The 25,280-nt window shown below is 39.0% G+C and carries 20 protein-coding genes; all 20 read left to right on the forward strand.

Annotated features, from left to right (window positions below):
- Nucleotide 1 precedes the first annotated feature (1 nt).
- The 20 genes from LVD47_RS03610 to LVD47_RS03705 all read left to right on the forward strand — a co-directional run bounded on the left by LVD47_RS03610 (nt 2) and on the right by LVD47_RS03705 (nt 24,972).
- Entirely contained in the window at nt 2-1,792 is a 1,791-nt protein-coding gene (locus LVD47_RS03610) for a RagB/SusD family nutrient uptake outer membrane protein (RefSeq protein WP_236974176.1), read from the forward strand.
- An 84-nt stretch (nt 1,793-1,876) separates the two neighbouring features.
- Nucleotides 1,877-3,466 (forward strand): glycoside hydrolase family protein, encoded by a 1,590-nt coding sequence (locus tag LVD47_RS03615; RefSeq protein WP_236974177.1) that lies wholly within the window; start codon nt 1,877-1,879, stop codon nt 3,464-3,466.
- Nucleotides 3,467-3,495: 29 nt separating this feature from the next.
- Nucleotides 3,496-5,094 carry a glycoside hydrolase family protein gene (locus tag LVD47_RS03620; protein WP_236974178.1) on the forward strand — a complete coding sequence of 533 codons (1,599 nt, stop codon included), beginning with the start codon at nt 3,496-3,498 and terminating at the stop codon, nt 5,092-5,094.
- A gap of 32 nt (nt 5,095-5,126) precedes the next feature.
- The gene (locus LVD47_RS03625; protein WP_236974179.1) at nt 5,127-6,710 is read left to right on the forward strand and encodes an arylsulfatase; all 1,584 of its coding nucleotides are present in this window, start codon (nt 5,127-5,129) and stop codon (nt 6,708-6,710) included.
- A 19-nt stretch (nt 6,711-6,729) separates the two neighbouring features.
- A complete protein-coding gene (locus LVD47_RS03630; RefSeq protein WP_236974180.1) occupies nt 6,730-7,806 on the forward strand; it encodes a sialidase family protein in 1,077 nt (358 codons plus the stop codon).
- A 45-nt stretch (nt 7,807-7,851) separates the two neighbouring features.
- Nucleotides 7,852-9,951 carry an exo-alpha-sialidase gene (locus LVD47_RS03635; protein WP_236974181.1) on the forward strand — a complete coding sequence of 700 codons (2,100 nt, stop codon included), beginning with the start codon at nt 7,852-7,854 and terminating at the stop codon, nt 9,949-9,951.
- Nucleotides 9,952-9,962: 11 nt separating this feature from the next.
- Nucleotides 9,963-11,126, forward strand: a complete 1,164-nt coding sequence (locus tag LVD47_RS03640; RefSeq protein ID WP_236974182.1) for a sialidase family protein — start codon at nt 9,963-9,965, stop codon at nt 11,124-11,126.
- Between the two features lie 22 nt (nt 11,127-11,148).
- Nucleotides 11,149-11,970, forward strand: a complete 822-nt coding sequence (locus LVD47_RS03645) for an HpcH/HpaI aldolase family protein (RefSeq protein ID WP_236974183.1) — start codon at nt 11,149-11,151, stop codon at nt 11,968-11,970.
- Between the two features lie 25 nt (nt 11,971-11,995).
- Nucleotides 11,996-12,811 (forward strand): SGNH/GDSL hydrolase family protein, encoded by an 816-nt coding sequence (locus LVD47_RS03650; protein ID WP_236974184.1) that lies wholly within the window; start codon nt 11,996-11,998, stop codon nt 12,809-12,811.
- Nucleotides 12,811-13,755: a succinylglutamate desuccinylase/aspartoacylase family protein gene (locus LVD47_RS03655; protein ID WP_236974185.1), complete on the forward strand. Its 945-nt coding sequence runs from the start codon at nt 12,811-12,813 to the stop codon at nt 13,753-13,755. Before LVD47_RS03650 ends, LVD47_RS03655 begins: the two co-directional genes overlap by 1 nt.
- Nucleotides 13,748-14,566, forward strand: coding sequence for an SDR family NAD(P)-dependent oxidoreductase (locus LVD47_RS03660; RefSeq protein WP_236974186.1), 819 nt, complete (start codon nt 13,748-13,750; stop codon nt 14,564-14,566). The genes LVD47_RS03655 and LVD47_RS03660 overlap by 8 nt, the downstream gene beginning before the upstream one ends.
- Nucleotides 14,563-15,666, forward strand: coding sequence for a pyridoxal-phosphate dependent enzyme (locus tag LVD47_RS03665; RefSeq protein ID WP_236974187.1), 1,104 nt, complete (start codon nt 14,563-14,565; stop codon nt 15,664-15,666). The genes LVD47_RS03660 and LVD47_RS03665 overlap by 4 nt, the downstream gene beginning before the upstream one ends.
- Before the next feature lie 10 nt (nt 15,667-15,676).
- The gene (locus LVD47_RS03670) at nt 15,677-16,588 is read left to right on the forward strand and encodes a dihydrodipicolinate synthase family protein (protein WP_236974188.1); all 912 of its coding nucleotides are present in this window, start codon (nt 15,677-15,679) and stop codon (nt 16,586-16,588) included.
- A gap of 23 nt (nt 16,589-16,611) precedes the next feature.
- On the forward strand, nt 16,612-17,262 hold the full coding sequence (locus LVD47_RS03675) for an RraA family protein (protein ID WP_236974189.1): 651 nt from the start codon (nt 16,612-16,614) through the stop codon (nt 17,260-17,262).
- A gap of 189 nt (nt 17,263-17,451) precedes the next feature.
- Nucleotides 17,452-17,841: a RidA family protein gene (locus LVD47_RS03680; protein ID WP_236974190.1), complete on the forward strand. Its 390-nt coding sequence runs from the start codon at nt 17,452-17,454 to the stop codon at nt 17,839-17,841.
- Nucleotides 17,842-18,075: 234 nt separating this feature from the next.
- Entirely contained in the window at nt 18,076-19,551 is a 1,476-nt protein-coding gene (locus tag LVD47_RS03685; RefSeq protein WP_236974191.1) for a M81 family metallopeptidase, read from the forward strand.
- Nucleotides 19,552-19,818: 267 nt separating this feature from the next.
- A complete protein-coding gene (locus tag LVD47_RS03690; RefSeq protein ID WP_236974192.1) occupies nt 19,819-20,649 on the forward strand; it encodes an SMP-30/gluconolactonase/LRE family protein in 831 nt (276 codons plus the stop codon).
- Between the two features lie 16 nt (nt 20,650-20,665).
- Complete coding sequence (locus tag LVD47_RS03695; protein WP_236974193.1) at nt 20,666-23,206, forward strand: sodium:solute symporter family protein; 2,541 nt, start codon at nt 20,666-20,668, stop codon at nt 23,204-23,206.
- 7 nt (nt 23,207-23,213) lie between these two features.
- Complete coding sequence (locus LVD47_RS03700; protein ID WP_236974194.1) at nt 23,214-24,116, forward strand: aldo/keto reductase; 903 nt, start codon at nt 23,214-23,216, stop codon at nt 24,114-24,116.
- Between the two features lie 58 nt (nt 24,117-24,174).
- Nucleotides 24,175-24,972 (forward strand): SDR family oxidoreductase, encoded by a 798-nt coding sequence (locus tag LVD47_RS03705; RefSeq protein WP_236974195.1) that lies wholly within the window; start codon nt 24,175-24,177, stop codon nt 24,970-24,972.
- Nucleotides 24,973-25,280 lie beyond the last annotated feature (308 nt).

Consider the following 25,280-nt stretch of genomic DNA (forward strand, 5'->3'; position numbering starts at 1 on the left):
AATGAAGAGTATATTATATATTTTAGTATTTATTTTTTCTATTTCTTGTGTGGAGGAAACGTTAGATCTGACTCCATTGGATTCCCTTACTTCTGAGCAAGTTTTTACTACAGAAGAAAACCTGGAAAGATATATCAATTCACTATATGAGATGCCTGGGACATTTCCTCCCAGCACACATATATATGGTTCTCCAGCCAATGGGGGAGTCGGTGATTTTCAGTATGTTACTGATGCAAGAAGTGACATTACTTTTAATGGACAATTTGTAGAAAAGTATTATGTGCCAGGTGCTTACACTCCATTGGATGAGGACCTTTGGTATTGGGATGAATTGAGGAGAATCAATTATTTCCTTGATAATTATAATAGATCGGAAGAATCTGCTGAAGTAAAAAATCATTATGCCGGTATAGCAAGGTGGTTTAGAGCTAAATTCTACTTTAATAAGGTAAAAAGATTTGGTGATGTTCCATGGTATGGTTCAACCCTGGGTTCTTCGGATGAAGATCTATATAAAGAAAGAGATCCTAGGGAGGTGGTTATGGATTCTGTTTTAGCGGATCTTGATTTTGCTGTTGAGCACATCCGGGATGAAAAAGATCCTACAAGTACGACAATTACGAAGTGGGTAGCTTTGGGACTAAAATCCAGAATTTGTCTTTTTGAAGGCACCTTCAGAAAATATCATTCTGAACTGGGGCTGGCAAATGCAGATGAGTGGTTGCAAAATGCCGCTGATGCCGCTGATGAGGTTATGCAAAGTGGCCAGTATTCTATAAATATTACAGATGCACAAAATGAAGATTATCATAGTTTATTTATAAGTGATAATGCTGTTAGTGAAGAAGTTATGTTGGCGAACGCCCATAGTGACAACCTTGAAGTTTGGCATGGTTCCACTAATCATTATTCAAATACGGGAGGAAGATATATGACTTCATTGACAAAAAGTTTTGTCAATACCTACTTGAATATTGATGGTAGTCGATTTACTGATATTCCAGGGAGCGATACGATATTTTTTAGTAGAGAAGTAATTAACCGTGATTTGAGGTTGTCTCAAACGATTCGTACTCCCGGATATGTTCGGTCTGATGGATCTACTCCTGCTCCTTTTGGAGGGGTTTCTACTACATTATACCATCCTATTAAATACTCCCACCCGGATCCTTTTTTTGATGACGTGGCCAGAAATGTAAATGACATTCCTTTAATGAGGTATGCAGAAATATTGTTGAATTTTGCAGAGGCAAAAGCAGAATTGGGGACTTTTACTAATGGAGACTGGCAGAATACAATAGCATTATTGAGAGAAAGAGCAGGAATTACTGATACAAGTATGCCCGAAACATTAGATAGCTATTTAAAAGAGAATTTTTATGAAAATGTAACCTCTATCCCTATCATGGAGATTAGAAGAGAAAGAGGAATTGAACTAATTCTTGAAAGATTTAGGTGGGATGACCTAATGCGATGGAAAGAAGGGGGTAATCTTAGTAACGAGTATGATGGGATTTATGTGCCGGAAATGAATAAATTATTTGATTTGAATAATGACGGGAGACCCGATGTCTCTTTTGTGAGTGAGCAACCTGCAAATTCAGTTTCAGGGGTGTATTACATGATAATAGATGGTACTTCAATCAAATTATCAAATGGCACTTATGGGAAAATATTGGTAAAGCCTGATATGATTAAAGAATTTCCAGAGTATAAATATTTGGCTCCCATACCACCATTAGAATTGCAATTGAATCCAAACCTAGTACAAAATGAAGGATGGCAATAATTTGTTTAAAACAGTAACTTAGGAATCAATAGATTTTGAAGAATTATTTTCCTTCGATCGTAATAAAATCAAAGATATATGAATATGAAAAATAAGATAATGATTTTAGCTGGTGCTCTATTAGTAGTCTTTTGTTTAGAAATGAATGCTCAGAATAACGTAGCAGCGACGTATTCTCCAGATATTTTTTCTCAAAAAGAAAATGCAGAAACTCCAATCAGGATTGACTCAAGACTTGAGTTATTTATTGATAATTTTATTATTGAAGACATAAAAGGTGAAGCAGAGGTCAAATTACATCATCCCGTTCCCCAAGAAATTGTAATGGTACATGATGAACCCTGGGAAGGGAGTGGTAGTGGTTACCATAGCGTTTTTTTTGACGGCGAACTTTATAGAATGTATTATAAAGCGTGGCAGCATGAAGCAAGTAGCGATATGTCTTCTTTTCATCCATTATTTTGTGCTTATGCAGAAAGCAAAGACGGTATTCATTGGACAAAACCTAATTTGCGTTTACATGAATTTGATGGATCAAAGAATAATAATATTGTTTTTATAAGTGGAGAAATCAATGGCTTTAATCTAAATGCCGGTCATCCTGCGGTTTTTAAAGACCAAAGACCCGAAGTTCCTAAGGATGAGCTTTATAAAGCCATTTTAATTTCTGGAAAGCCTAAGCGAGGACTTGTTGCATATAAGTCACCTAATGGAATTAATTGGACACTCATGTCGAAGGAACCCATTATTACTGATGGTGCATTTGATTCACAGAATTTGGCCTTTTGGGATCCAATACGAAATGAATACAGGGCCTACTGGAGGTATTTTTCCAAGGGGGATGAAAAAAATCCCTATCAAGGAGTAAGAGGGATCAGAACTGCAACCTCCAAGGATTTTATTAATTGGGATAATTATGCTGATGTGGATTATATTGATTCTCCAGAGGAGCAATTGTATACTAATCAAGTTAAATCCTATTATAGAGCACCTCACATTTTCATTGGATTTCCAGCCAGGTATATCGATCGTGGATGGTCAGAATCGATGAGGGAATTACCCGAATTGAAAGAAAGAGAAAAACGAGCTGAAAAAAGTCAAAGGTATGGTACAGCCATTACCGAAACATTGTTGATGTCAAGCAGGAATGGTGTGACATTTGACAGATGGAATGAAGCTTTTATTAGGCCCGGGATTGAAAGAAAAGGAACCTGGACATATGGTGATGCATATGCTGCTTGGCATTTGGTTGAGACTGAATCCACTACTCCTGGAGCCCCCAATGAACTGTCAATGTATGTGACAGAAAATTATTGGAAAGGTAAGGCTAGTGCACTTAGGAGATATACCCTTCGAATTGATGGATTTGCTTCAGTTTATGCACCGATGAATGGAGGAGAAGTAATTACTAAGCCAATTATTTTCGGAGGTAAAAATTTGAATATTAATTTTTCTTCTTCAGCGGCAGGGGAAATATTGGTTGAGCTTTTGGATGAAAATGGCGCACCTATTTCAGGTTATAGTCTTGCCGATTGTGACCCTGTATTTGGAGATGATATTGATAGAAGGGTAGGGTGGAATGGATTTAAAGATCTTTCCCATTTGGCTGGTAAAACTATTCAATTAAGGTTTAAAATAAAGGATGCGGATTTGTATTCTTTCCAATTTAAATAGACTATTTATTAAGAATAAAAATTAAATATATGAGGGAAGTGATCAATCTGAATGCATTAATAGTTGGAGTATTGGTTAGTTTTTGTGGGGTGTTAATAGATGCACAACCCCTGGGGAGTACTAATAATTCACAATTAAAAAGAGATCATAAAGACCTTTCTATTGTACCCGTAAATATCGGCTCTCAATTGGAGTTGTTCATCGATGATTTTATAATTGAAGATTTAAAAAATGGAGCTAAGGTTAAATTACATCATCCTGTGCCCAGGGAAATTGTGATGGTTCACGATGAGCCCTGGGAGGGTAGTGGTAGTGGGTACCATAGTGTTTTTAAGGATGGAGATCTTTATAGAATGTATTATAAATCCTGGCAACACAGGAATAGTAGTGATTTATCCAATTTCCACCCACTGTATTGTGCATACGCAGAAAGTAAAGATGGTGTGAATTGGAATAAACCAAATTTATCACTTTATGAGTTTAACGGATCAAAAAATAACAATATAGTTTTTGAAAGTGGGAATATAGATGGATTTAAGTTAGATGCTGGACATCCAGCGGTATTCAAAGATGAAAATCCTAATGTGTCTAACGAGTCATTATACAAAGCTGTCCTTGTTGGTTCAAAACCAAATCTTGGCCTGGTCGCTTATCATTCACCAGATGGTATTAATTGGGAAGCAATGTCAGATGAGCAAATTATTACGGATGGTGTTTTTGATTCACAGAATTTGGCTTTTTGGGATCCCGTTGGAAAGGTATATAGAGCATATTGGAGGTATTTTGATGGTGGAGATGGCGTAAACCCTTATGTTGGTAATAGAGCCATTAGGACAGCAACTTCTAAGGATTTTATAAACTGGTCAAATTATGCTGATTTAGAATATGTTGATTCTCCGGATGAGGAATTATATACTAATCAAATTAAACCTTACTATCGGGCACCTCATATCCTAATTGGATTCCCTGCACGATATATAGATCGAGGATGGTCTGAATCCATGAGGGTACTTCCAGAATTAGATGAAAGAGCTGGAAGGTCAGAGAAGAGTGAAAGATATGGAACGGTGCTTACAGAAACATTACTAATGTCCAGTAGAGATGGTGAAACCTTTGACCGATGGAATGAGGCTTTCATAAGGCCGGGGATTGAAAGAAAAGGAACCTGGACATATGGTGATGCTTATTCGGCATGGCATGTGGTAGAGACCCCATCTTCAATACCAGGAGCGCCAAATGAATTGTCAATGTATGTAACGGAAAATTATTGGAAAGGAACGGCAAGCTCACTGCGTAGATACACGCTCAGGATAGATGGATTTGTTTCAATTTATGCTCCTATGAACGGAGGAGAAGTTGTTACCAAACCACTTGTTTTTAAAGGTGACAATTTAAATATTAATTTTTCTTCTTCAGCCGCAGGGGAAATTTTAGTTGAACTTTTGGATGAAAAAGGTCAACCTATTCCCGGTTTTGGTTTAAGTGAGTGTGATCCAGTTTTTGGAGATGCAATTGAGAGAACGGTTTCATGGAAAGGACGCATAAATGTATCGGCAATAGCTGGTAAGCCTGTGAAATTGCGTTTTGTTTTGAAAGACGCAGATCTATATTCATTCCAATTTAAATAATGGGTTTGAGGTTACATATATTTATATATTGCATGTGTATTCTATCATTTGCTTTGCTTATGGTAGGTTGCGATTATAATGGTAGAACGAAACCGAATATTATTATGATTGTGGCAGATGACCTCGGATTTTCTGATTTGGGTTGTTATGGTGGTGAGATTAAAACTCCAAATATTGATAAGTTAGGATATGAAGGGATTCGTTTTACTCAATTTTACAATGGAGCAGTTTGTTTTGTTTCTCGTGCTTCTATGTTAACAGGAGTATTTACAAGAAAGGAAGAGGAGGGTTTTTTAAAACAGAATATGGTTACGATAGGAGAAGTTCTCCAGGATAATGAGTATTTCACAATTCTTAGTGGTAAATGGCATCTGGGTGAAGGCAAATATAGTCCAAATAATAGGGGGTTTCAGGAGTTTTATGGATCTATTGCTGGGGCGATTAATTATTTTGATCCATCTTTGCCAACTAATCCTCCCTTTTTAGAACACTACCATAGTGCGGAACAACCCTTTGTTCATAATGGCAAAGTAATAGATGGGGTGCCACCAGATTATTATTCTACGGATGCCATAACTGATCACGCAATTTCCCAGATAACAAAGAGTGTAAATAAAGATAACCCTTTCTTTTTACATTTGGCTTATAATGCACCACACTATCCTTTACAGGCTTTACCTGAAGATATTGAAAAATATAAGGGGCATTATGACGAAGGTTATACTTTCCATAGAGAAAAAAGATATAAGAATTTGGTGCAGTTAGGAATTATTTCTCCAGATTGGGTTTTGCCAGTTGTTGATGAAGGGGGGGATGGGGAATTAAACTATGATCGTCCTGTAATTCCATGGAATATGATTGAGGATAGAGATTATGAGGCTAATAAAATGGAAGTTTATTCTGCTATGGTTGATCGAATGGATCAAAACATCGGTAGATTGCTAAATACTATTGAACAGTTGGGTGTCGATGATAATACACTTGTTTTATTTTTTTCGGATAACGGAGGGTGTGCAAGTTTGCCAAGAGTAGAGAGGATGGAAGAATATTACCAATTTAATAAAGGAAATGAAATAGGTAGCAAAAGTTCCTACGAATTTTGCGGCCCAGGTTGGGCTACCGTGCAATCTTCCCCTTTTCGAAGGTATAAAGTTTGGACATATGAGGGCGGAATATCCACACCTATGATTGCCTATTGGAAAGGTAAAATTAAACCAGGTATTGTTACAAGGGAAGTCGGACATTTAGTTGATATACTCCCAACAGTTTTGGATATTACAGGTATTGAATATCCATCTGAATATCATGGAAATAAGTTATTGCCCCTCGATGGCAAAAGCTTATTTCCGACATTTATTTCAGATGACGAGTATATCGGTGAAGAAAGAGAATTGGGATGGTACCTTTATGGTAATAGGGCATATCGTAAAGGGAATTGGAAAATTGTTTGGGGCATAAATAAGCAAAGGTGGGAACTTTACGATATGAAAAGAGATCGCACGGAGATTAATGATTTGTCATTAAAGCATCCGGAAATAGTGAACAAATTAAGTGAAAAATGGTGGGTGTGGGTAGAGCAATGTAATTTTCAGCGTGAAGAGATAGAGCGTTGGTAATGTCTTAATTAATTTACAAATGTTTTCGAGTATTTATAATGGTCCAAGGGTATTAAAAGAATTGAAACCTGCATTTAATAATCCACGTAATAGTGAAGGGGATTTTATAAAATTAAGGAGAGGTATATTGTATATATATTCGTATTTTATTGGCGATTCATCAAGCGACTTTGGAGTCTCTCGTCTGAAGGGTATAATATCCCAGGATAATGGTGAAAATTGGTCAGATATTCCTGATTCAATCTTAAGTTGTAATTTAACAGGTAGTTTAATGTCTGTTTCCTTACTTCGTTTGAATAACGGGGATATAGCTCTTTTTTACCTTAATAAAAAGGATAATATAAGTTGTATCCCATATTTAAGTATTTCAACGGATGATGGAGATTCCTGGGAGAAGCCAAAGCCTTGTATAGAAGATAGAATTGGTTATTTTGTATTAAATAATAATAGAGTTATTAAACTTTCAAGCGGTAGGATGATAATGCCGGTCGCTCTGCATAATCCAGACAATACAACGGTTAGTTATTATGATAAAATTTTTAATGATATTAGTGAAATATACTGCTATTATTCAGATAATGATGGAAGGTCTTGGACCTGTGGTAAAAAAGTAACTGTTCCCGAAGGTGTTCTTGTCCAAGAACCAGGGGTAATAGAGTTAAAAGGGAAAGAATTAATGATTTATATGAGAACTGATGAGGGGTGCCAATATCAAGCTTTCTCCAAAGATAGTGGAGTCAGCTGGACTATAGCAGAACCCAGCATTATTAAGTCCCCATTATCTTCTGCATCAATAACCAGAATCCCTCAGACAAAAGACTTGTTAATGGTTTGGAATAATAATGAAGATAAGGGGCAAATGTATGATGGGAATAGATCTCCATTGTGTCTGGCAATTTCAAAAAATGAAGGAAAGTCCTGGCAAAACGTAAAAACCTTAGAGGAAAATTTGGATAAGTGGTTTTGCTATACAGCGATTTGCTTTTTAAATGACAATGAAATTTTACTTAGTTATTGTGCGGGTGGAAAAGGTTTAGGAACGGGAATGTCAACTACAAAAATCGTAAAAATAGGAACCAATTGGATATATAAATAAAATTGAGCTAAGTAAGGATACCTATTAAGTTTTAAATTATGAAAATTGTTTAAGTTTTACGTACATATAATCTCTGCACTTATAATTTTTCTACTGTGTTCCAATCCTAAAAAACTATTTTCTCAAAATAGTGAAAAGGTAGTTTTAGAGTTATTGTCAGACTCCACCAACCCCCGAAACAGCGAAGGAGACTTTATACCCCTTCGAGATGGTCGAATTTTATTCGCATATACCAAATTTACGGAATCATCCAGCGATCATGCTCCCGCTGAAATTATGGGACGTTTTTCAAGCGACAATGGAAATACCTGGACTGCAGAAGACGAACTTATAGTTGAATGTGAGGGAGATCAAAATGTCATGTCTGTATCATTTCTAAGGTTGGAGAATGGCAATATTTGTTTGTTTTATGCCCAAAAGAATTCCCTGGAAGATAATATTCCTCAGGTACGCATTTCAAAAGATGAGGCGAAAACCTGGAGTGATCCCAAACCGTTGATAACCGATCAAAAAGGGTATTTTGTCCTGAACAATGACCGGGTCATTCAGTTGAAAAGCGGTCGAATTTTAGCCCCTGTATCTCTGCATAAAACCCCCAATTCGCAATGGCGCAATAAAGGGGAGCTAAGGTGTTATTTTTCTGATGACGACGGAGTGAGCTGGCAAAGAGGTCAGGTTGTCCCCACGCCAAAAGATGTAATTACCCAGGAGCCGGGAATCGTGGAATTGGATGATGGCAGGATCATGATGATTATTCGTGCTAGTGGTGGCCTTCAGTATAAATCGTATTCAGAAGACGGTGGGATTAGTTGGAGTGTAGCCGAAAAATCAAACATCCCTTCTCCGATAGCTCCGGCTTCATTAGAAAGAATTCCTTCTACGGGTGATTTGATTCTGGTGTGGAATAATAACGGGAAATCCGGACCGGGATATTTTAAGTCAAAAAGGACTCCTCTGACGGTTGCCTTGTCTGATGATAAAGGCCATACCTGGACAGCAATAAAGAATCTGGAAAGTAGTATCGAAGCTTCTTATGCTTATATTGCTATCCAAGAGGTGGACGACTACATCTTATTTGCATATTACTATAAATCGGATCATAAAAAGGGCTATGATCTTAGAGTTCAAAGATGGCCGCTCCAAAAATTGTATGCTGAAGAGAGAATGGATCCTGTGCTGATGGTCGCCAATAAACATTCCAATACTTTGTCTTATGTAGACCCTCAAAAATTAAATGTGATTGAAACGATCTCAATAGGGAACAACCCCCACGAAATAGGAATTACCCCTGATCAAAGATACGCGTATTTGAGCAGCTACGAAGCACCGGGGAATCAGATATTAGTAGTGGACTTAATGAAAAGAACACAGGTAGATACCATTTTTACAAAGGATAAAATCCGGATCCATGGGGTAGCTATTTCATCGGACGGTAAAAATGCTTATTTCACCGCAGGGCAATCAAGTTTTATTGTGGAAGTGGAAACTTCCACAAACACCATTGCCCGTTCGATCCCTACTCACGGTGAGCTTTCACATATGGTATATCTGTCGCCAGATGATGAGTACATTTTAACAGCTAATATAACTTCAGAAGACATTTCGGTGATCAATCGATCAACTGGAAAATTGGAGAAGATAATTCCTGCGGGAAAGGGAGTGGAAGGAATGGCATTTACACCTGATGGCCAATTTTTGTGGGCGTTAAACCAGACAGGCGGAACAATAACGATAATTGATTGGAGCACAATGGAAGTAGTAGAGACCATAGACTGTCCGGGAATGCCGGTGCGGATAAAGTTTACAGAAAATGGCGATCGTGCGCTAGTAGCCGGCTGGTCTGAAAATGGAACATTAACTGTGATTGATACCAAATCTAAAGAAGAAATAAAGAGAATACCTGTAGGGGGATATGCCATTGGTGTCGAAATATCCCCGAATGGCCGGTTTGCATTTGTCGGGTGTGAAGATTCTAATCATGCATCTATTTTATTAGATGGTAGTGAAGTGAGCAAGGAAATAAAGGATAAATCTGATGGCGTACACGTAATAGATTTGCAAACCCTGGAGGTGAAAGAGATTATAAAAACAGGACTGGGACCGGATCCGATGCAAATATGGTTCCCTCCTAATTCGATTAAATAAATTAGTTTGAAATGGAAATAAATAAAATTCAATTAAAATATTTGAGTGTTTTGTTACTTGTCCTATTAATTTTTGGATGTAATGAGCCCACTACGACTCCAATTGAAAATGATGTTGAAGAACCTCAAATCACGCTCGAACTGAATCCTTCCCCTGATAATCCCCGGAACAGTGAAGGTGACTTTATTGATCTGGAAGGTGGCAAGACTATGTTTGTTTATAGTAAATATTCCGGGGAGTCCTCAAGTGATCACGCTCCTGCTTCTTTGGCTGCGAGATATTCCGAAGACGGAGGGGAAAGCTGGACCGGAAGTGACGAAATAGTAGTGCCTAATGAAGGGGGAATGAACGTGATGTCTGTATCATTACTTCGGCTGCAGAATGGAGACATTGCCTTGTTTTACCTGCGAAAAAATTCAACGGAGGATTGTATACCTATGATGCGTATATCCAGGGATGAAGCTGAAAGTTGGAGTGAGCCTATTGAGTGCATAACGGATAAGGAAGGGTATTTTGTATTGAATAATGACAGGGTAATTCAATTAGAAGACGGACGGTTGATGATGGCGGTAGCTCGTCATACTCAACCCGGGGGGGAATGGAAAAGCGCAGGTGACTTATTTGCCTATTATTCAGATGACAATGGACAAACCTGGACTTCGAGTTCGCAAGTACCCAATAATACAGAAATTATAACCCAGGAACCGGGATTAATCGAGATGAATGATGGTAAAATTATGATGTATATCCGTGCAAGTGGAGGCTATCAACAACGTTCTTTTTCAACTGACCGGGGACAGACCTGGAGTCATATTGAAAAAAGTAATATCCCGTCCCCAGTGTCTCCAGCTACCATCGAAAAGATACCGGATACCAAAGATTGGTTGTTGGTATGGAATAATAATGACGGCAGCAATCCGGAAATTAGCGGGAAGCGCACACCTATTTCTATGGCTATATCCCGGAATGAGGGTGAAACCTGGGAAAGTGTAAAAAATATTGAGGATGATCCGGACGGATGGTATTGTTATATCGCCATTCATTTTCCAGAGAATAAGGAAAATATCATGCTTAGCTACTGTGCTGGTAACAGACCCCAAGGAACGGGTTTATCGGTGACGCATATCACCCGTTTAAACAATGAATGGATCTATAATGTAGAGCAAAATAATTGATAATATAAAAGAAGGAAATTAAGTGGATCTGAAAAATTTAAGTGCAGAACTAAGGAATGGTAAGTATGTTTTCGGAACAGCAATGATTTCACAGTCTGTCCTATGGCCAAAAATTCTGGCTTCACTTGGATTGGATTTGGTATTCATTGATACTGAGCACACAGCCCTGGACCGGGAAACCGTAAGTATCAATGCTAATGCATATAAAGCTCATGGAATTGTTCCCATTGTGCGTATCCCATCACCAGATCCCTATGAGGCCTCAAAGGTATTGGATGGAGGTGCTATGGGAGTAATCGCTCCCTATATAGAAAACGCAGATCAGGTTCGACAATTGGTCGGAGCTGTAAAGTTCAAACCTCTAAAAGGTAAAAAGCTCGAAAGGTATTTAATGGGGGATATCGATTTGGAAGATAAACTGAGCAAGTATTTAAATGCGCTCAATGAAAAGAATGTTTTGATTATTAATATCGAGAGTGTTCCGGCGCTTGAAAACCTGGATGAAATACTTTCCGTAAAAGGACTTGATGGCGTTCTCGTCGGTCCTCATGATTTGTCTTGTAGTTTGGCAGTACCTGAAGATTATGACCATCCCCTATTTATGGATGCCATTAAAGAGATTATTAGTAAATGTAAGAGAAATAAGGTAGGAGTTGGGATACATGTTTGGGATGAAGTAGGCTTTAAAAAGGAAATTGAATGGGCCAAAATGGGTGCAAATCTGATAATGCATAGCAACGATCTTTCCATTTTCTCCGGAGCAATGGCCATTGACCTACAGAATGTGAAAAAGGAATTAGGTTTGGATTGGGATAGGGAAAATTCTGATGGCGTTACCATTTAGTTTAAAATAAATAAAAGGATTGAATTTGAAAAGGTATACATATGAAAAAAGTAGAAGGAAATTGCTAAAAGCTTTGGGTCTGGGAGCACTTCTCCCCTTTAATATGATTCTTTCTTCCCATTCCCATTTGGGATCAAATTTCGAAATAATGGATAATAAAGGCGTTGGGGATATCCAAAAAATTCATCGCTTATTAAAATTGGATTTACCTCTGATTTGGCTATTTACAGGGGATAGTATCACACATGGAGCTAAGCATACCCATGGATATCGGTCATATCCTGAAGTATTTCAAGAGCGAATTCGATGGGAATTGGGGCGTGTTAGGGACATAATAATCAATTCGGGGATTAGTGGTAATACTATTACTGATATCCTTCAAGATTTTGAATGGCGAGTAGCGCAGTTTAAACCATCTGTTGTGTCAATTATGATTGGAACCAATGATTGTTCCCGGAAAAATATGAATCCTTATAAATTCGGTCGTTATCTGGAACAATTTATTGAAGATATCCGCTCATTAGAAGCTATCCCGATAATTCATACCCCCAATCCAATTATTGTGAAATGGGCACCTGAGCGGAGTACATTGCCGGAATATATTCCGGTAATCCGTGATTTGTCAAAAGAGAAAGAATTGATTTTAGTGGACAATTATGATTGGTGGGAATCACAACGTGACGGGAAGAAAGTCGAAGTCAATAAGGAGTGGTTAAATGATCCCCTACACCCCAATCAAAAAGGGCATCAGCAGATCGCACAAAACTTGTTTCGGTCATTGGAAATTTTCGATCCCAAAGTTTCTACTTGCGGAGGGGGATATTATGAGGGAAAACATTAATGATGATTGGATTAGAAAAAAACATAAAAGTCAAATCCTATTCTTTTAGTGACCAAGGGCCACACCTTTTGATTACGGCCGGTGTCCACGGGGATGAATGGGAACCCATATTGGCTGTTCAACGTCTTAAAAAAATATTGGAAAATACCTCCTTGGCTATTTCAGGGCAGATTTCCCTGGTATCTATTACCAATGAACCAGCTTATAACTTAGGAGAAAGAACAGCTGAAGATGGTAAGGATTTGGCCCGCACCTGTCCGGGAAATCTCGATGGTAGTATTACCGAAAAAATTGCCCGGGAAATCAGCGGGTTAATTCAAAAGGCAGATTTCTATATTGACATGCATACCGGGGGAAATGAATTCGAAATTTATCCGTTGGCCGGTTATATGCTCCATTCAGATCCTGATGTTCTGAATCATCAAAGATCAATGGCCCGGGCTTTTAATATGCCCATTGTCTGGGGAACTTCGCCGGATTTGGATGGAAGAACGCTTAGTGTTGCACGGGATGCCAATATACCTGCAATTTATACTGAATTTGGCGGAGGTGGGGAGTCATTACCGAAGATTATTGATTCGCTGATAGAAGGATGTTTTGGTGTTATGCGATACTTGGAAATGGCTGCATGGGATGAGGAAATTAAGCAAAGGGAACAATTTTGGTTGGAAGACTTTCGAAAAAGTAGTGGCCATCTTCAAATTATGCACCCCTCTTCTATCGATGGTATTTTTTCAAGTCAAAAGAAAATTGGAGATATAGTCGGTAAAGGAGAGGTTATTGGGTTTGTTGATGATCCATTAAGTGGCAATAATTCCGAAATAATCGCTCTTGAAGAAGGAGTGTTATTTCTCTTGCGAAAATACGCTAAAGTAAATAAAGGCACTGCTACGGCGGGGGTTTTGCCTATTTCAGGACCTGGTAAATATCAATTATATGAATAAAGAGAAAGTAGCCATTATTACCGGTGCCGCAGGTGGCATTGGGCAAGAGACTGCTAGAATGTTTTGCCAAAAAGGATACCACTTGTTACTTGTGGACATGGCTACAGCGCCTTTAGAGGCTCTCAAATCTCAATTACAGGAAGCTAATATCAAGAACGAGATAAAGGTTTTTACCTGTGATTTATCAAAAACGGAGAATCTTCATTCTATTGTGGAAGAATGTAGGTCTTTCTGGGGGAGAATAGATGTCTTGGTTAATAATGCAGTTTGGAGAACGCATGATACTATGAGGACAATTTCCATAGATGATTGGGAGAGGACTCTAAAAGTAAGTATTACCGCTCCGGCATTTCTTGCGAAGTGGGTAGCAGAATTGATGGAAGAAAAGAATATTCGCGGCGTAATAGTTAATATTTCTAGTATAATGTCTCAACGGGCAGGAGGAACAAGCCCTGCTTACGTGGCCAGTAAAGGGGCCATTGAAAGCTTAACTTACGAATTGGCATCCTTGTATGGTCCGTCAGGAATTAGGGCCGTTGGTGTGGCTCCTGGCAATGTGATTACTCCGTTGAGTAAAGACTTCACAACGCCTACCGGTGAAAATATTAGCAAAAAAATGGAAGAGAATATGACAGACCAGACTCCTCTTATGCGGTCGGCAGAAGGACGTGAGATCGCAAGTGCTATTTGCTGGTTGTCTTCCGAGGAATCTTCTTTTGTGACGGGAACGATTCTGCAAGTAGATGGCGGTTTTAGTCACGGATTCAATCATTATTCATTAAAAAAAATACAATTCCCGAAAGAGTTTTGAAAGGTATATGGAAATATAAAGAATTTTGGCCGGAGGTTGATCCTGTTGATCTCGTTACATTGGGAGAAGGGAATACCCCTTTAGTTCCTTCTGTCCATTTAGGTAAGGAGTTTGACATCCCCAATTTGTACTTCAAATTGGAGACGGGAAATCCAACAGGGTCTTATAAAGATCGTTTTGCTGCCTCTGCTTTGACCCATCTTGTGAAGAATCGTGCCCGATTATGTTTAGCTACCTCAAGCGGCAATACCGGGGCTGCTTTGGCTGCATATAGTGCCAGGTCGGGATTGCCTTGTTTTTTAGTAATCGTTGACGGTGCTCCATCAGGCAAGGTGAATCAAATGAAAGGGTACGGAGCAAAGACATTGATGGTTCAGGGGTTTGGCATTGACGAGGTCGTTTCAGAGGATGTTTTTAGGAGTCTAAAGCAATTTGGACTGGGGATGAAATCCGAAGTTCAAATCAGTGCTTATTCCTATTCTCCTCAAGGTATGATGGGGGTTGAGTCGATCGCTTTTGAAATAGCAGAAGCTTTGCCGGAAAACTGTGTCAAGGTGTTTTCCCCGGCTGGCGGTGGTGGACTTACCCTGGCCATTGGAAAGGGGTTTCTCGAATGGGGAGAAAGGGATAAGAGTTATCGCTTACCCGAACTGTACTGTGTACAACCGGAAGGGAATAATACAATTGCCGGGGCATTGATTAATGGACAGGAAAAAGCTAATCCTATCAAAGAAAGCAAAACAAAGATAAGTGGACTTCAAGTCCCCAATGTAATTGATGGAAACCAGACTATAGAGGTTTGTAGGCGATTAAACGGAGGAGGGGAAATAGTCATGGATCAACAGGTTTTTGAATTACAAAAAGCGTTGGCATTTAAAGAAGGGATTTATTGTGAGCCCGCTGGTGCAGTTTCATTAGCTGGAGCTATAAAGGCACGAAAGGCGGGAGTTGTTAACAAAAGTGATTCAGTAGTTTGTGTGATTACTGGTCATGGGTTTAAGGACCCCCAATCCTTACAAAGAATGATAAAAAAAGAAGAGGATTATTTTGAAAGCATTGATGGTGCTACTAAATATATAATTAAAAACTTAGCAAATTAAAATTTTGAAAATGAACAATATTTTTCAGGGAATATGGCCGGCAATGTTTACCCCGGTAGATGAAAATGGAGACCCCGTCTATGGCGAGCTCGAAAAACTGGTAGGGCAATTAGTAGAAGAACAAGTCGATGGATTATATATCCTGGGTTCAACAGGCCAGGGAATATTATTTAAGGAGGAACAGCGTAAAGAAATAGCAAAAATTGTTATTCAAATAGCAAAAAATAAGGTTCCTGTAATGGTGCAGGTCGGTTCTTTAACTACACGAGAATCAAGATCGTTGGCAGAACATGCTGGGAAAATAGGAGCCCAAGGTATTTCATCTGTAGGCCCTATTTATTTTCCAGGAGGAGCAGATATGGTGCTGGAACATTATCGTGAAATTGCGTCTGTTACAGACCTGCCTTTTTTCCCTTATCAATTGGGTAATAATTCCATAAAAGGGGATGTCGTAGATTTTATCAAACAGCTGATGGAGATACCCCAGGTTGAGGGTATGAAGCTCACGACTACGGATCTTTTGGGTATAAGTACAATACACAATTTTGCAGGAGATAAATTAAAATTATTTAGTGGTGCTGACGAGTTGTTGTGTCATTCTACTTTATGCGGTACGGTAGGTGCGATTGGTACTACATATAATTTTTGGTATAAAGAATGTTCGTATGTAAGGGATGCTTTTATAAAAGGTGATTTTGAATTGGCCAGGAGTTTTATGCTTGAATTTCAACGCATTATTTTTGAATTGTTACCAAATGGTTGGACTTTTTTCAGGGCTGCAATGATGTACAAGTACAATGTAGATATTGGACCAGCTGTGAAGCCGGTAGGTAATAATAACCAGGCCTGGAAAGAAGCAGATGTCCTGAGCCTAATGCAAGATCTTGAAACAGCTTCTCAACTGAAAATACCTACTACTTAACTAAATAGAAAATTATTGTAAATATGAATGTCGATTTCGATAAGCTAACCGATACATTGTATTCGGCAGTAATCTGCGATGCCCTTGATAGCCTGGGATACAAAGAACAATCTCCTCGAATCCAATTGGAAGGGTATACGGGTGTTGATCGATTAATGGGGCGATGTAAGACTACACTCTGGGTGGATATGTATCACGAAGACCCTGAACCGTATGAGCTTGAGTTAAAAGCTGTTGATTCCTGTCAATCCGGCGATGTACTTATTGCAGCTGCCGGAGGGTCCGTTCGATCTGGAATATGGGGTGAATTATTGTCTACTGCCGCCAAAAATTCAGGGTGTAGAGGAGCTATTATTCACGGGGCAATACGAGATATTGATAAAATGAGAAATATGGGATTTCCCGTATTTGCGGCTTCCAGGTGTGTTTATGATAGCCAGAATAGACAAAGAGTGGTAGATATAGATATAGAGGTAGAAATAGATGGTGTTTCTATTAGCCCTGGAGACATCGTTTTTGCCGATAGAGATGGAGTGGTTTTTATACCTCAAAAATGGGAGGAAGAAGTTTTGAAAAGAGCCTTGGAGAAAGTATCTGCAGAAAATGTTACAAGAGATGCTATAAAAGGGGGCATGAAAGCTATGGAAGCTTATGAGAAGTACGGAGTGTTGTAATGAAGGACCTTGCCACTAAGGCACATAGAACATGAAGATTCACTAAGAATTATGACGCTGTAGGCGTCAAATATGTATAGCCGTGGGTGAAACCCACGGTATTTGAATAAGAGTTAGAAAGGTTGGCGCATGTTTTTGCCTCAAAGCAAAAACCGTGACAAGCCTGAATTTGATAGCAAAAACCATTATATGAAAAAAGTAATAACAGGAAAAAATGTACCGGTAAGTTCACTGCCCTTTTCACCAGCATTAAAAGTTGGCGAATGGGTTTTTGTTTCCGGCCAGGCGTCGGTAGACGAATCTGGTAATATTGTTGAAGATTCCTTTGAAGGTGAATGCAGACGATCTTTTGAGAATGTAAAAAAGGTTCTGGCAGGAGCTAATCTGACATTAGATGATGTGGTGCAGGTTCGCAACTATGTGGGCAAACAAGAATACTTGAAAGAATTTAATGAAATTTATAAGGAATATTTCAAGGCTCCCTATCCGGCAAGAACAACGATCATGGGATGTCTGGGGGAGTTGTTAAAGTTTGAAGTTGAGGTGATAGCTTTAGATAAATCAGTTGATAGAGATTAATCACTAAGGACACGGAGGTTCTTGTGTAAATAATCGGGCTTACCCACAAAGTGATCCCTTGGGGACAATCCCTTTAGGGGCTTAGTAATCCTGAGACGGACGCTGTAGGCGTCAAACATGTTTAACCCCGGGTGAAGCCCGGGGAGTAAAAAACGGATGCAAAAAGGTTTGGCGTGCGTTTTTGCTGATACAAAAACCATGACAAACCTGATATTTAATAGAAACGAAATAGCAGTGAAAAAAAGAATAGCCTTGATTGGCATATATCACGAATCTAATACCTTTATTTCCCGGAAGACAAACTATCAAAACTTTGTGGATAGTCATCTTTTAAAAGGGGCTGATATAAGGGAAGAGTATTTACATGCCTATCATGAAATAGGGGGGATTTTGGAAATATTTGATGATTCGGATATGGTAATTGATCCGTTGTTATTTGCAGAAGCAACACCTGGTGGGATTATTGAGAACCTTTGTTTTGAAAAACTTGCGGGAGAAACAATGGACCTTTTGCAGGCAAGAGGTCCCTGGGATGGGGTTATGATTTGTGCTCACGGAGCTGCTGTAGCGGAAAATTTATCTGATACGGATGGTGAGTGGTTAGCACGAGTTAGAAAAGTTGTTGGAGATGAGGTTCCAATTGTTTGTACTATTGACCCACATGCCAATGTAAGTAAGAAGATGGTAGGAGCCACAGATGCGATGGTAGCTTATTCTACGAATCCACATTTGGATCAAAGGGAAACTGGGATAGCAGCAGCAGAATTGATGTTGTCTCATCTTAGAAAGGAGGTTAAATTAGTACAATCCTATTGCCCTACATCCGTGTCGATAAGTATAGAACAACAGGCTACAGCTGAAGAACCCTGTGCAGTTTTATATGATAAGGCTAAAGAAATAGAAAAAATTGCAGGAGTGCTATCGGTCAGTGTAGTCCTCGGTTTTCCTTATTCGGATGTTGAAAAAATGGGTAGTTCATTTATTGTAGTAACGGATGGTGACTTGGATAAAGCGGTTGAATTATCAAATTCATTGGGTAATTATTTGGAAGATAATCGTCACTTATTTGTAGGGATGAAGGTAAGTCCGGAGGATGCCGTAAATAGGTCAAGAAAATTAGATAAACCGGTGTTATTACTGGATATGGGCGATAATGTAGGAGGAGGTTCGCCAGGAGACAGTACGATTCTTTTAAAAGAAATTCTAAATGAAAGAGATGTTAACTTTTTTGTTTGTCTTTATGATCCCGAGGCTGTTGTTGAGTGCGAAAGGGTTGGTGTAGGAGGTAATTTAGAAATTTTCGTGGGAGGCAAGACTGATCGTTGGCATGGGAAACCATTATTGTTAAAATTATTGGTAGAAAAGATTGAAGATGGATTGTTTAGAGAAAGTGAGCCTCGACATGGAGGACAGGTAAAATATAATATGGGAAGAACTATTATTGCAAAAACAAGTAACGGGTCCACTTTGATGTTGATTTCCAAACGAATACCTCCTTTTAGTTTGAGTCAATTGACAACGTTTGGGATCAATCCCGAGACTTTTGATGTGATAATTGCCAAGGGGGTACAAGCGCCTGTTGCTGCCTATGCCCCGGTTTGCCCTTCGCTTATTAGGGTAAATACCCCGGGTGTTACTTGTGCGGATGCGACACAGTTAAGTTTTGAGTTTAGACGGAGGCCGTTATTCCCTTTTGAGGACTGGGAATAGGTATTGATCAATAACATGTATAGTTGTTGACGGAGTGATAGATAACTTAATAGTACCTGATATCTGACCCTTTCAGGGTCATTTGAAGGCCTTATTTTGTTCTAACATATATCAGACCCCAATGGGGTCTTTTTGAACATAAATTATTATAGCTTACTTCTTATACGGCAGAAAATCCCAGGGGGGGATTGGAAGTATGTTAGCAATAAATATTAAGGTTGAAAATCGACCCCAGTGGGTGTTGGATTAAAATTATGAATAATAAAAATGAAGATAGAAACGGTCACTAATTTAGATTTTTATACGGAAGGCCCGGGTCTGGATGGTTTCGGTAATTTATTTTTTACCACATTGACAGGAGGTGTAATTATGAAAATGGATCCATCTGGTGAAATTTCGGAATGGTCGAGATTGCAATGTCCAAATGGTCAAAGAATATTGGATAACGGAGACCATTTAGTATGTGAGACGGGAATGAAATCTATATTACAACTGAACTCACAAGGCAATATCGTTAGAACCTTGGTAAATCAAAAATGCGCAGGAATCTCATTTTCTTCACCAAATGATCTCGCTATTGATAGTGAAGGGGGTGTTTATTTTACAGACTCGGTCCGTCATAGCGGCAAAGTTTTCTACATAAGCAGTAGTGGCGATGAACGGCTATTAACGAAAGGGATGGATTATCCCAATGGTATTGCTTTATCCCATGATGAGAAAAATGTATTTGTAGCGGAGAGTTATACAAATAGGATTCTCGTTTTGGAATTATCCGAACCGGGGATCTGCAGAAAACCACCCAGAGTTTTTGTAGACCTACCTAAAAATCAGAATCCTATTGACAGGCAAAATATGCCTTATACGGCTAATTTGCCGGATGGAATTGCATTTGATGACGAAGGAAATCTTTGGGTGGCCCATTATGGAATGGGAGCATTGCAAGTGGTGGATCAATCGGGAAGATATATAACCTCGGTCCCTACAGGTATCCCGGCTACAAGTAATTTATGTTTTACAAAAGACTACAAGAATATTTATGTGTCGGGAGGAAGCGGAGAGCCTGGGCCCGGTATGATCCATAAAGTTATTTTGGAATAGACAAGATAAAAATGTAATGAAAAAACGTATACTTTTTTTTATAGCAATTCTCTCATTCTTTTATGGTTTTGGGCAATCCGACCAAATTAGAATTGATTCACTCACTCCGTTACCGGATAAAGAAGGATTTGCAGGAATGTTTGCCGGGGTAAGTAATGACGTTCTGTTGTGCATGGGAGGTGCCAATTTTCCAAATGGCCGACCTTGGGAGAATGGAAAAAAGGTGTGGTATGATCATATTTACGCCCTGGAAGATGAAGGTGGCAAATGGATAAAACTGGATCAAAAACTACCCGACCATATAGGGTATGGCGTATCCGTAAATTTTGAAGACCAGGTACTTATCATTGGAGGTAGCAATTCGGATCGACATTTCAACCAAGTGCTGGGTGTTAAATATAGGGAAGGTGAAATTATTTTCATAGAAGATTATCCTGCTTTGCCGGTGCCATTGGCTATGATGAGTGGTACATTGGTAGGTACCACAATTTATGTTGCCGGTGGACTGGTAACCGGGGATGGAAAACCTACGAACCATTTTTTTGCTTTGGATTTGTCACATCCCAAGGATCAAATGGTATGGAAGGCATTACCTGCATGGCCCGGAGAACCGAGACAATTGTCTGTAGCTGCGGCCAAGGACAATAAGTTTTACTTATTTAGCGGTATAAATGTAAGTGTGGAGGCGGATGGAGCAACCAATCGAAAATTACTTAAAGATGCTTATGTCTTTGACCCGGAAAATAACAATTGGAATACATTGCCTCCAATGCCCCGTGCAGTAGCTGCAGGGCCAAATCCAGCTCCAGTGTTAGGACTAAATCATATTGTTTTTCCGGGGGGCTTGGATGGCGAAACGGCAGAACATACTGACCCCGAGACCCATCCGGGTTTTTTGAATGAGGTTTTATCGTATAACACCTTGAGTAAATCCTATGCGACTGTTGGTGCATTTCCGGTGGGAACTTCAAGAGTCACATTGCCAAGTACTCAGTGGAATGGTAAGTGGGTTTTGCCTTCCGGTGAGTCCGGTCCGGGGGTAAGATCGCCCAAAGTGTTAACAGTTTCAAACGAATTGAAATTTGGTAAATGGAATTGGATTTTCCTTTTGGCATATCTGCTGGGCATGCTTTACATTGGTTATTATTATTCGAAAAGGGGGAAGACTACGGACGATTATTTTGTGGCTGGGAGGAGGATACCATGGTGGGCTGCGGGGTTAAGTATCTATGGAACCCAATTGAGTGCAATTACATTTATGGCGATTCCGGCTATAGTATATGCTACTGACTGGACGCTGGCGTTGGGTTCTTTAATGATATTGGCTATCGTACCGATAATAATAAAATTTTATTTGCCGTTTTTTCGTCGCTTAAATGTTACGACGGCCTATGAATACCTTGAAGAGAGATTCAATGTAAAAGTTCGAACATTAGCTAGCGTTACTTTTATACTTATGCAATTAGCAAGAATTGGAATCGTTCTATATCTTCCTGCTATAGCTATCTCATCGGTAACGGGAATTGATATTTTTTTATGTATTGCCATAATGGGGGTTTTCTGCACTATCTATACGGTAATGGGAGGTATAGAGGCCGTGATCTGGACCGATGTTATTCAGGTTTTAGTCTTATTAGGGGGGGCGATCTGTTGTATATTTATCGCTTCTTTGAATGTTGAAGGGGGTATCACAGAGATAATCTATAAAGGAATTGAATTTGATAAGTTCAAAATGTTTCACAAAGGATGGGATCCATCCCGATTAGTTATTTGGGTGGCATTTGTAAGCTTTTTCTTTTTAAATATAATACCCTATACTTCAGATCAAACAGTAGTTCAGCGTTATCTGACTGTGAAAAACGAAAAAGAAGCTGCTAAAAGCTTATGGACAAATGGCCTTTTAATGATTCCGGGAATCGTTGTTTTTTTTGGGTTGGGAACGACTCTTTTTGTTTATTATTTTGATAATCCGGGAGTGATAAATTCTAATAGGCCAGACGAACTACTACCTTATTATATCGTGCAGAAATTACCGGTTGGTCTGGCAGGGACAGTTATTGCAGCCCTTTTTGCTGCCAGTATGTCTTCGTTGGATAGCAGTATGAATAGTATTGCTTCTGCATATATAACAGATATTCACAGCCGATTTCGAAAAGGAACACGAGATAGCGATAATCTCAGACTTGCTAAATGGATAACCATTTTTATTGGTGTGTTGGGAACGAGTTCAGCTATGTTTATTGCCATAGCTAATGTGGACTATATTTTCGATTATTTTCAGGAAGTTTTGGGGTTGTTTGGGGGCGGACTGGCGGGAATATTTATTTTGGCAGTGTTTATACCGCGGGCGAATTCAATTGGGGCAATTGCCGGATTATTCGGAAGTGCCTTGATTACATGGGGAGTAAAAAATCAAACGGACATAACAGGATATCTTTATGCAGCTGTTGGTGTTATTAGTTGTGTCCTGATAGGTTATTTTGTGAGTCTTGCATTCGGAAAAAAAGCGGACGGAGAACAATTGACATATCACAACCTCTTAGAAAACAATTCTTAATAATATAATGAAGATATCAAAATTGACCTTGGGGACTGTGCAGCTAGGCCTTGATTATAGCATTCATAATCCCAAACCAACCCTGGAAGAAAGTAAATCTATTTTAAGAACAGCCTTCGACCTGGGAATCAATACCCTTGATACAGCCCGGGAATATGGTAGTTCGGAAGAAGTGATAGGTTCGTTTTTAGAGGAAGGACTCAATCCTATGGTCGTTACGAAATTTAAAGTGAACCCATCCCACCTGAAGAATCCGGGTACAGCATTTAACGAAGCATTTGACAGTATTTCCAGGTCATTAAAAATGTTGAAATTAGATAAAATACCAATTTTACTTTTTCACAAAGGGCCGGATCATAGCCTGGAGGATACCTGTAAAGTAATTCCCGGAATCTTGAGAAAATTGAAAGATCTCGATCTCATTGAAAAAGGGGGTGTTTCTGTATTTGAGCCGGAGGAAATAAAAGAATTAATGGAGTATGAGGATATACAAGCATTTCAAGTCCCGGTTAATATTTTTGATCACAGATTAATGAAATCCGGGGTCCTTGAATATTTAGACTCATCTGGCAGGATCGTTTTTGCAAGAAGTATTTTCTTAAAGGGGTTATTTTTTAATTCCGAGAGACAATTAAAAGGAATATTTGAGGAGGCTGTTCCTTATATTCGAAAACTTCAAGAAATAGTAAGTAGGACGAATTTGTCTGTAGCAGAAATGGCTTTTTTATTTGTCAGGGATATTCCTGGAATAACCAGTTTGGTGGTAGGTGCAGACAATGTTCAACAAATAGAGCAGAACAGTAAGTTAATGAATAAAGCAGCCCTTAAACCAGGTTTAAGGGAGGAAATTTATGAAAGCTTTGCATCTGTGCCAAAAAAAGTAATTACACCACACATATGGAATATATAATTCGCACGGAATTGGAATTGAAAAAAAGTATTTACCAAATTAAAAATGACCTTTTAAAATGAGTGTATTAGATAGATTTAAATTGGATGGGAAAGTCATTATTGTTACTGGAGGATCAGGACTATATGGGAAGTCTATTTCAACTGCTCTGGCAGAAGCAGGGGCAAATGTTGTAATTGCATCAAGAAATGTAAATGATTGTACTTTATGGGCGGAAAAACTGGTGTCCCAGGGATGGAACGCAATGGGAATGGAACTTGACTTGGGCGATGAAGATTCTATTACCTGCTTTGTAAATGACGTTTTAGACAGATATGGACACATAGATGTTCTTGTTAATAATGCCGTTTCGAGAGCGGGTTTTGAAAATCTGGAGAATATGACCAAAGTGGGATGGGAAGATTCTCAAAGGGTTAATTCCACCGGATTGATGATCATTACCCGGGAGGTGGTTAAATCTATGATAAAAAGCAATAGTGGAAATATTATAAATATCGGTTCCATCCAGGGTGTAGTTGGACCCAACTTTAGAGTTTATGGAGATACAGGAATGACAAGTCCCTTAAATTATACGTATGATAAGTGGGGAATGGTTGGTTTTACAAAATGGTTGTCCAATTTTTATGCAAAAAATGGTATTCGAGTCAATTGTATAAGTCCCGGTGGATTTGGACCCGGAGTTGATGCGATGGAAGGAAAGGAAGAATTTATTGAAAATTACAAGAGGCTGACACCTATGCAGAGATTTGCGGATGAACACGACATCAAAGGACCGATATTGTTTTTAGCATCGGAAGCATCCTCTTATGTGACAGGACATAACCTGGTAGTGGACGGGGGATGGACTGCATGGTAAAGGTAAATACCCTGAACCCAGGGAGTCGTTTTTGTTTCAGATAGAAAAAGAATCAAATGGACAAGGTTTGCCCTCTTATTCCGGGTAGGCACTGTCCTTTCTGCCGGGTATAATCGATGGCAATTCCCTACCGATTTATCAGGATAAAATAAGAGATGGGAATACAAAAAGCTCTGCTACACACTTGAAGCTTATAGGCTATTTTATATTTCAGGATTTCTTCACCATTAAAAAACAGAAACCATCTTCCTGTTAAGGTTCTAAATTGTTCGCGATCCGGTCAGTATTCGACATTGGATCTTGCTATT

The sequence above is a fragment of the Membranihabitans maritimus genome, assembly GCF_021729145.1.
In the GTDB taxonomy this organism is placed as follows: domain Bacteria; phylum Bacteroidota; class Bacteroidia; order Chitinophagales; family Saprospiraceae; genus Membranihabitans; species Membranihabitans maritimus.

Bases quoted from the DNA above. Each gene is read 5' to 3' on its own strand.
- LVD47_RS03610 (WP_236974176.1), top strand. From the start codon at position 2: ATGAAGAGTATATTATATATTTTAGTATTTATTTTTTCTATTTCTTGT.
- LVD47_RS03615 (WP_236974177.1), top strand. From the start codon at position 1,877: ATGAAAAATAAGATAATGATTTTAGCTGGTGCTCTATTAGTAGTCTTT.
- LVD47_RS03620 (WP_236974178.1), top strand. From the start codon at position 3,496: ATGAGGGAAGTGATCAATCTGAATGCATTAATAGTTGGAGTATTGGTT.
- LVD47_RS03625 (WP_236974179.1), top strand. From the start codon at position 5,127: ATGTGTATTCTATCATTTGCTTTGCTTATGGTAGGTTGCGATTATAAT.
- LVD47_RS03630 (WP_236974180.1), top strand. From the start codon at position 6,730: ATGTTTTCGAGTATTTATAATGGTCCAAGGGTATTAAAAGAATTGAAA.
- LVD47_RS03640 (WP_236974182.1), top strand. From the start codon at position 9,963: ATGGAAATAAATAAAATTCAATTAAAATATTTGAGTGTTTTGTTACTT.
- LVD47_RS03655 (WP_236974185.1), top strand. From the start codon at position 12,811: ATGATGATTGGATTAGAAAAAAACATAAAAGTCAAATCCTATTCTTTT.
- LVD47_RS03660 (WP_236974186.1), top strand. From the start codon at position 13,748: ATGAATAAAGAGAAAGTAGCCATTATTACCGGTGCCGCAGGTGGCATT.
- LVD47_RS03670 (WP_236974188.1), top strand. From the start codon at position 15,677: ATGAACAATATTTTTCAGGGAATATGGCCGGCAATGTTTACCCCGGTA.
- LVD47_RS03675 (WP_236974189.1), top strand. From the start codon at position 16,612: ATGAATGTCGATTTCGATAAGCTAACCGATACATTGTATTCGGCAGTA.
- LVD47_RS03680 (WP_236974190.1), top strand. From the start codon at position 17,452: ATGAAAAAAGTAATAACAGGAAAAAATGTACCGGTAAGTTCACTGCCC.
- LVD47_RS03690 (WP_236974192.1), top strand. From the start codon at position 19,819: ATGAAGATAGAAACGGTCACTAATTTAGATTTTTATACGGAAGGCCCG.
- LVD47_RS03695 (WP_236974193.1), top strand. From the start codon at position 20,666: ATGAAAAAACGTATACTTTTTTTTATAGCAATTCTCTCATTCTTTTAT.
- LVD47_RS03700 (WP_236974194.1), top strand. From the start codon at position 23,214: ATGAAGATATCAAAATTGACCTTGGGGACTGTGCAGCTAGGCCTTGAT.
- LVD47_RS03705 (WP_236974195.1), top strand. From the start codon at position 24,175: ATGAGTGTATTAGATAGATTTAAATTGGATGGGAAAGTCATTATTGTT.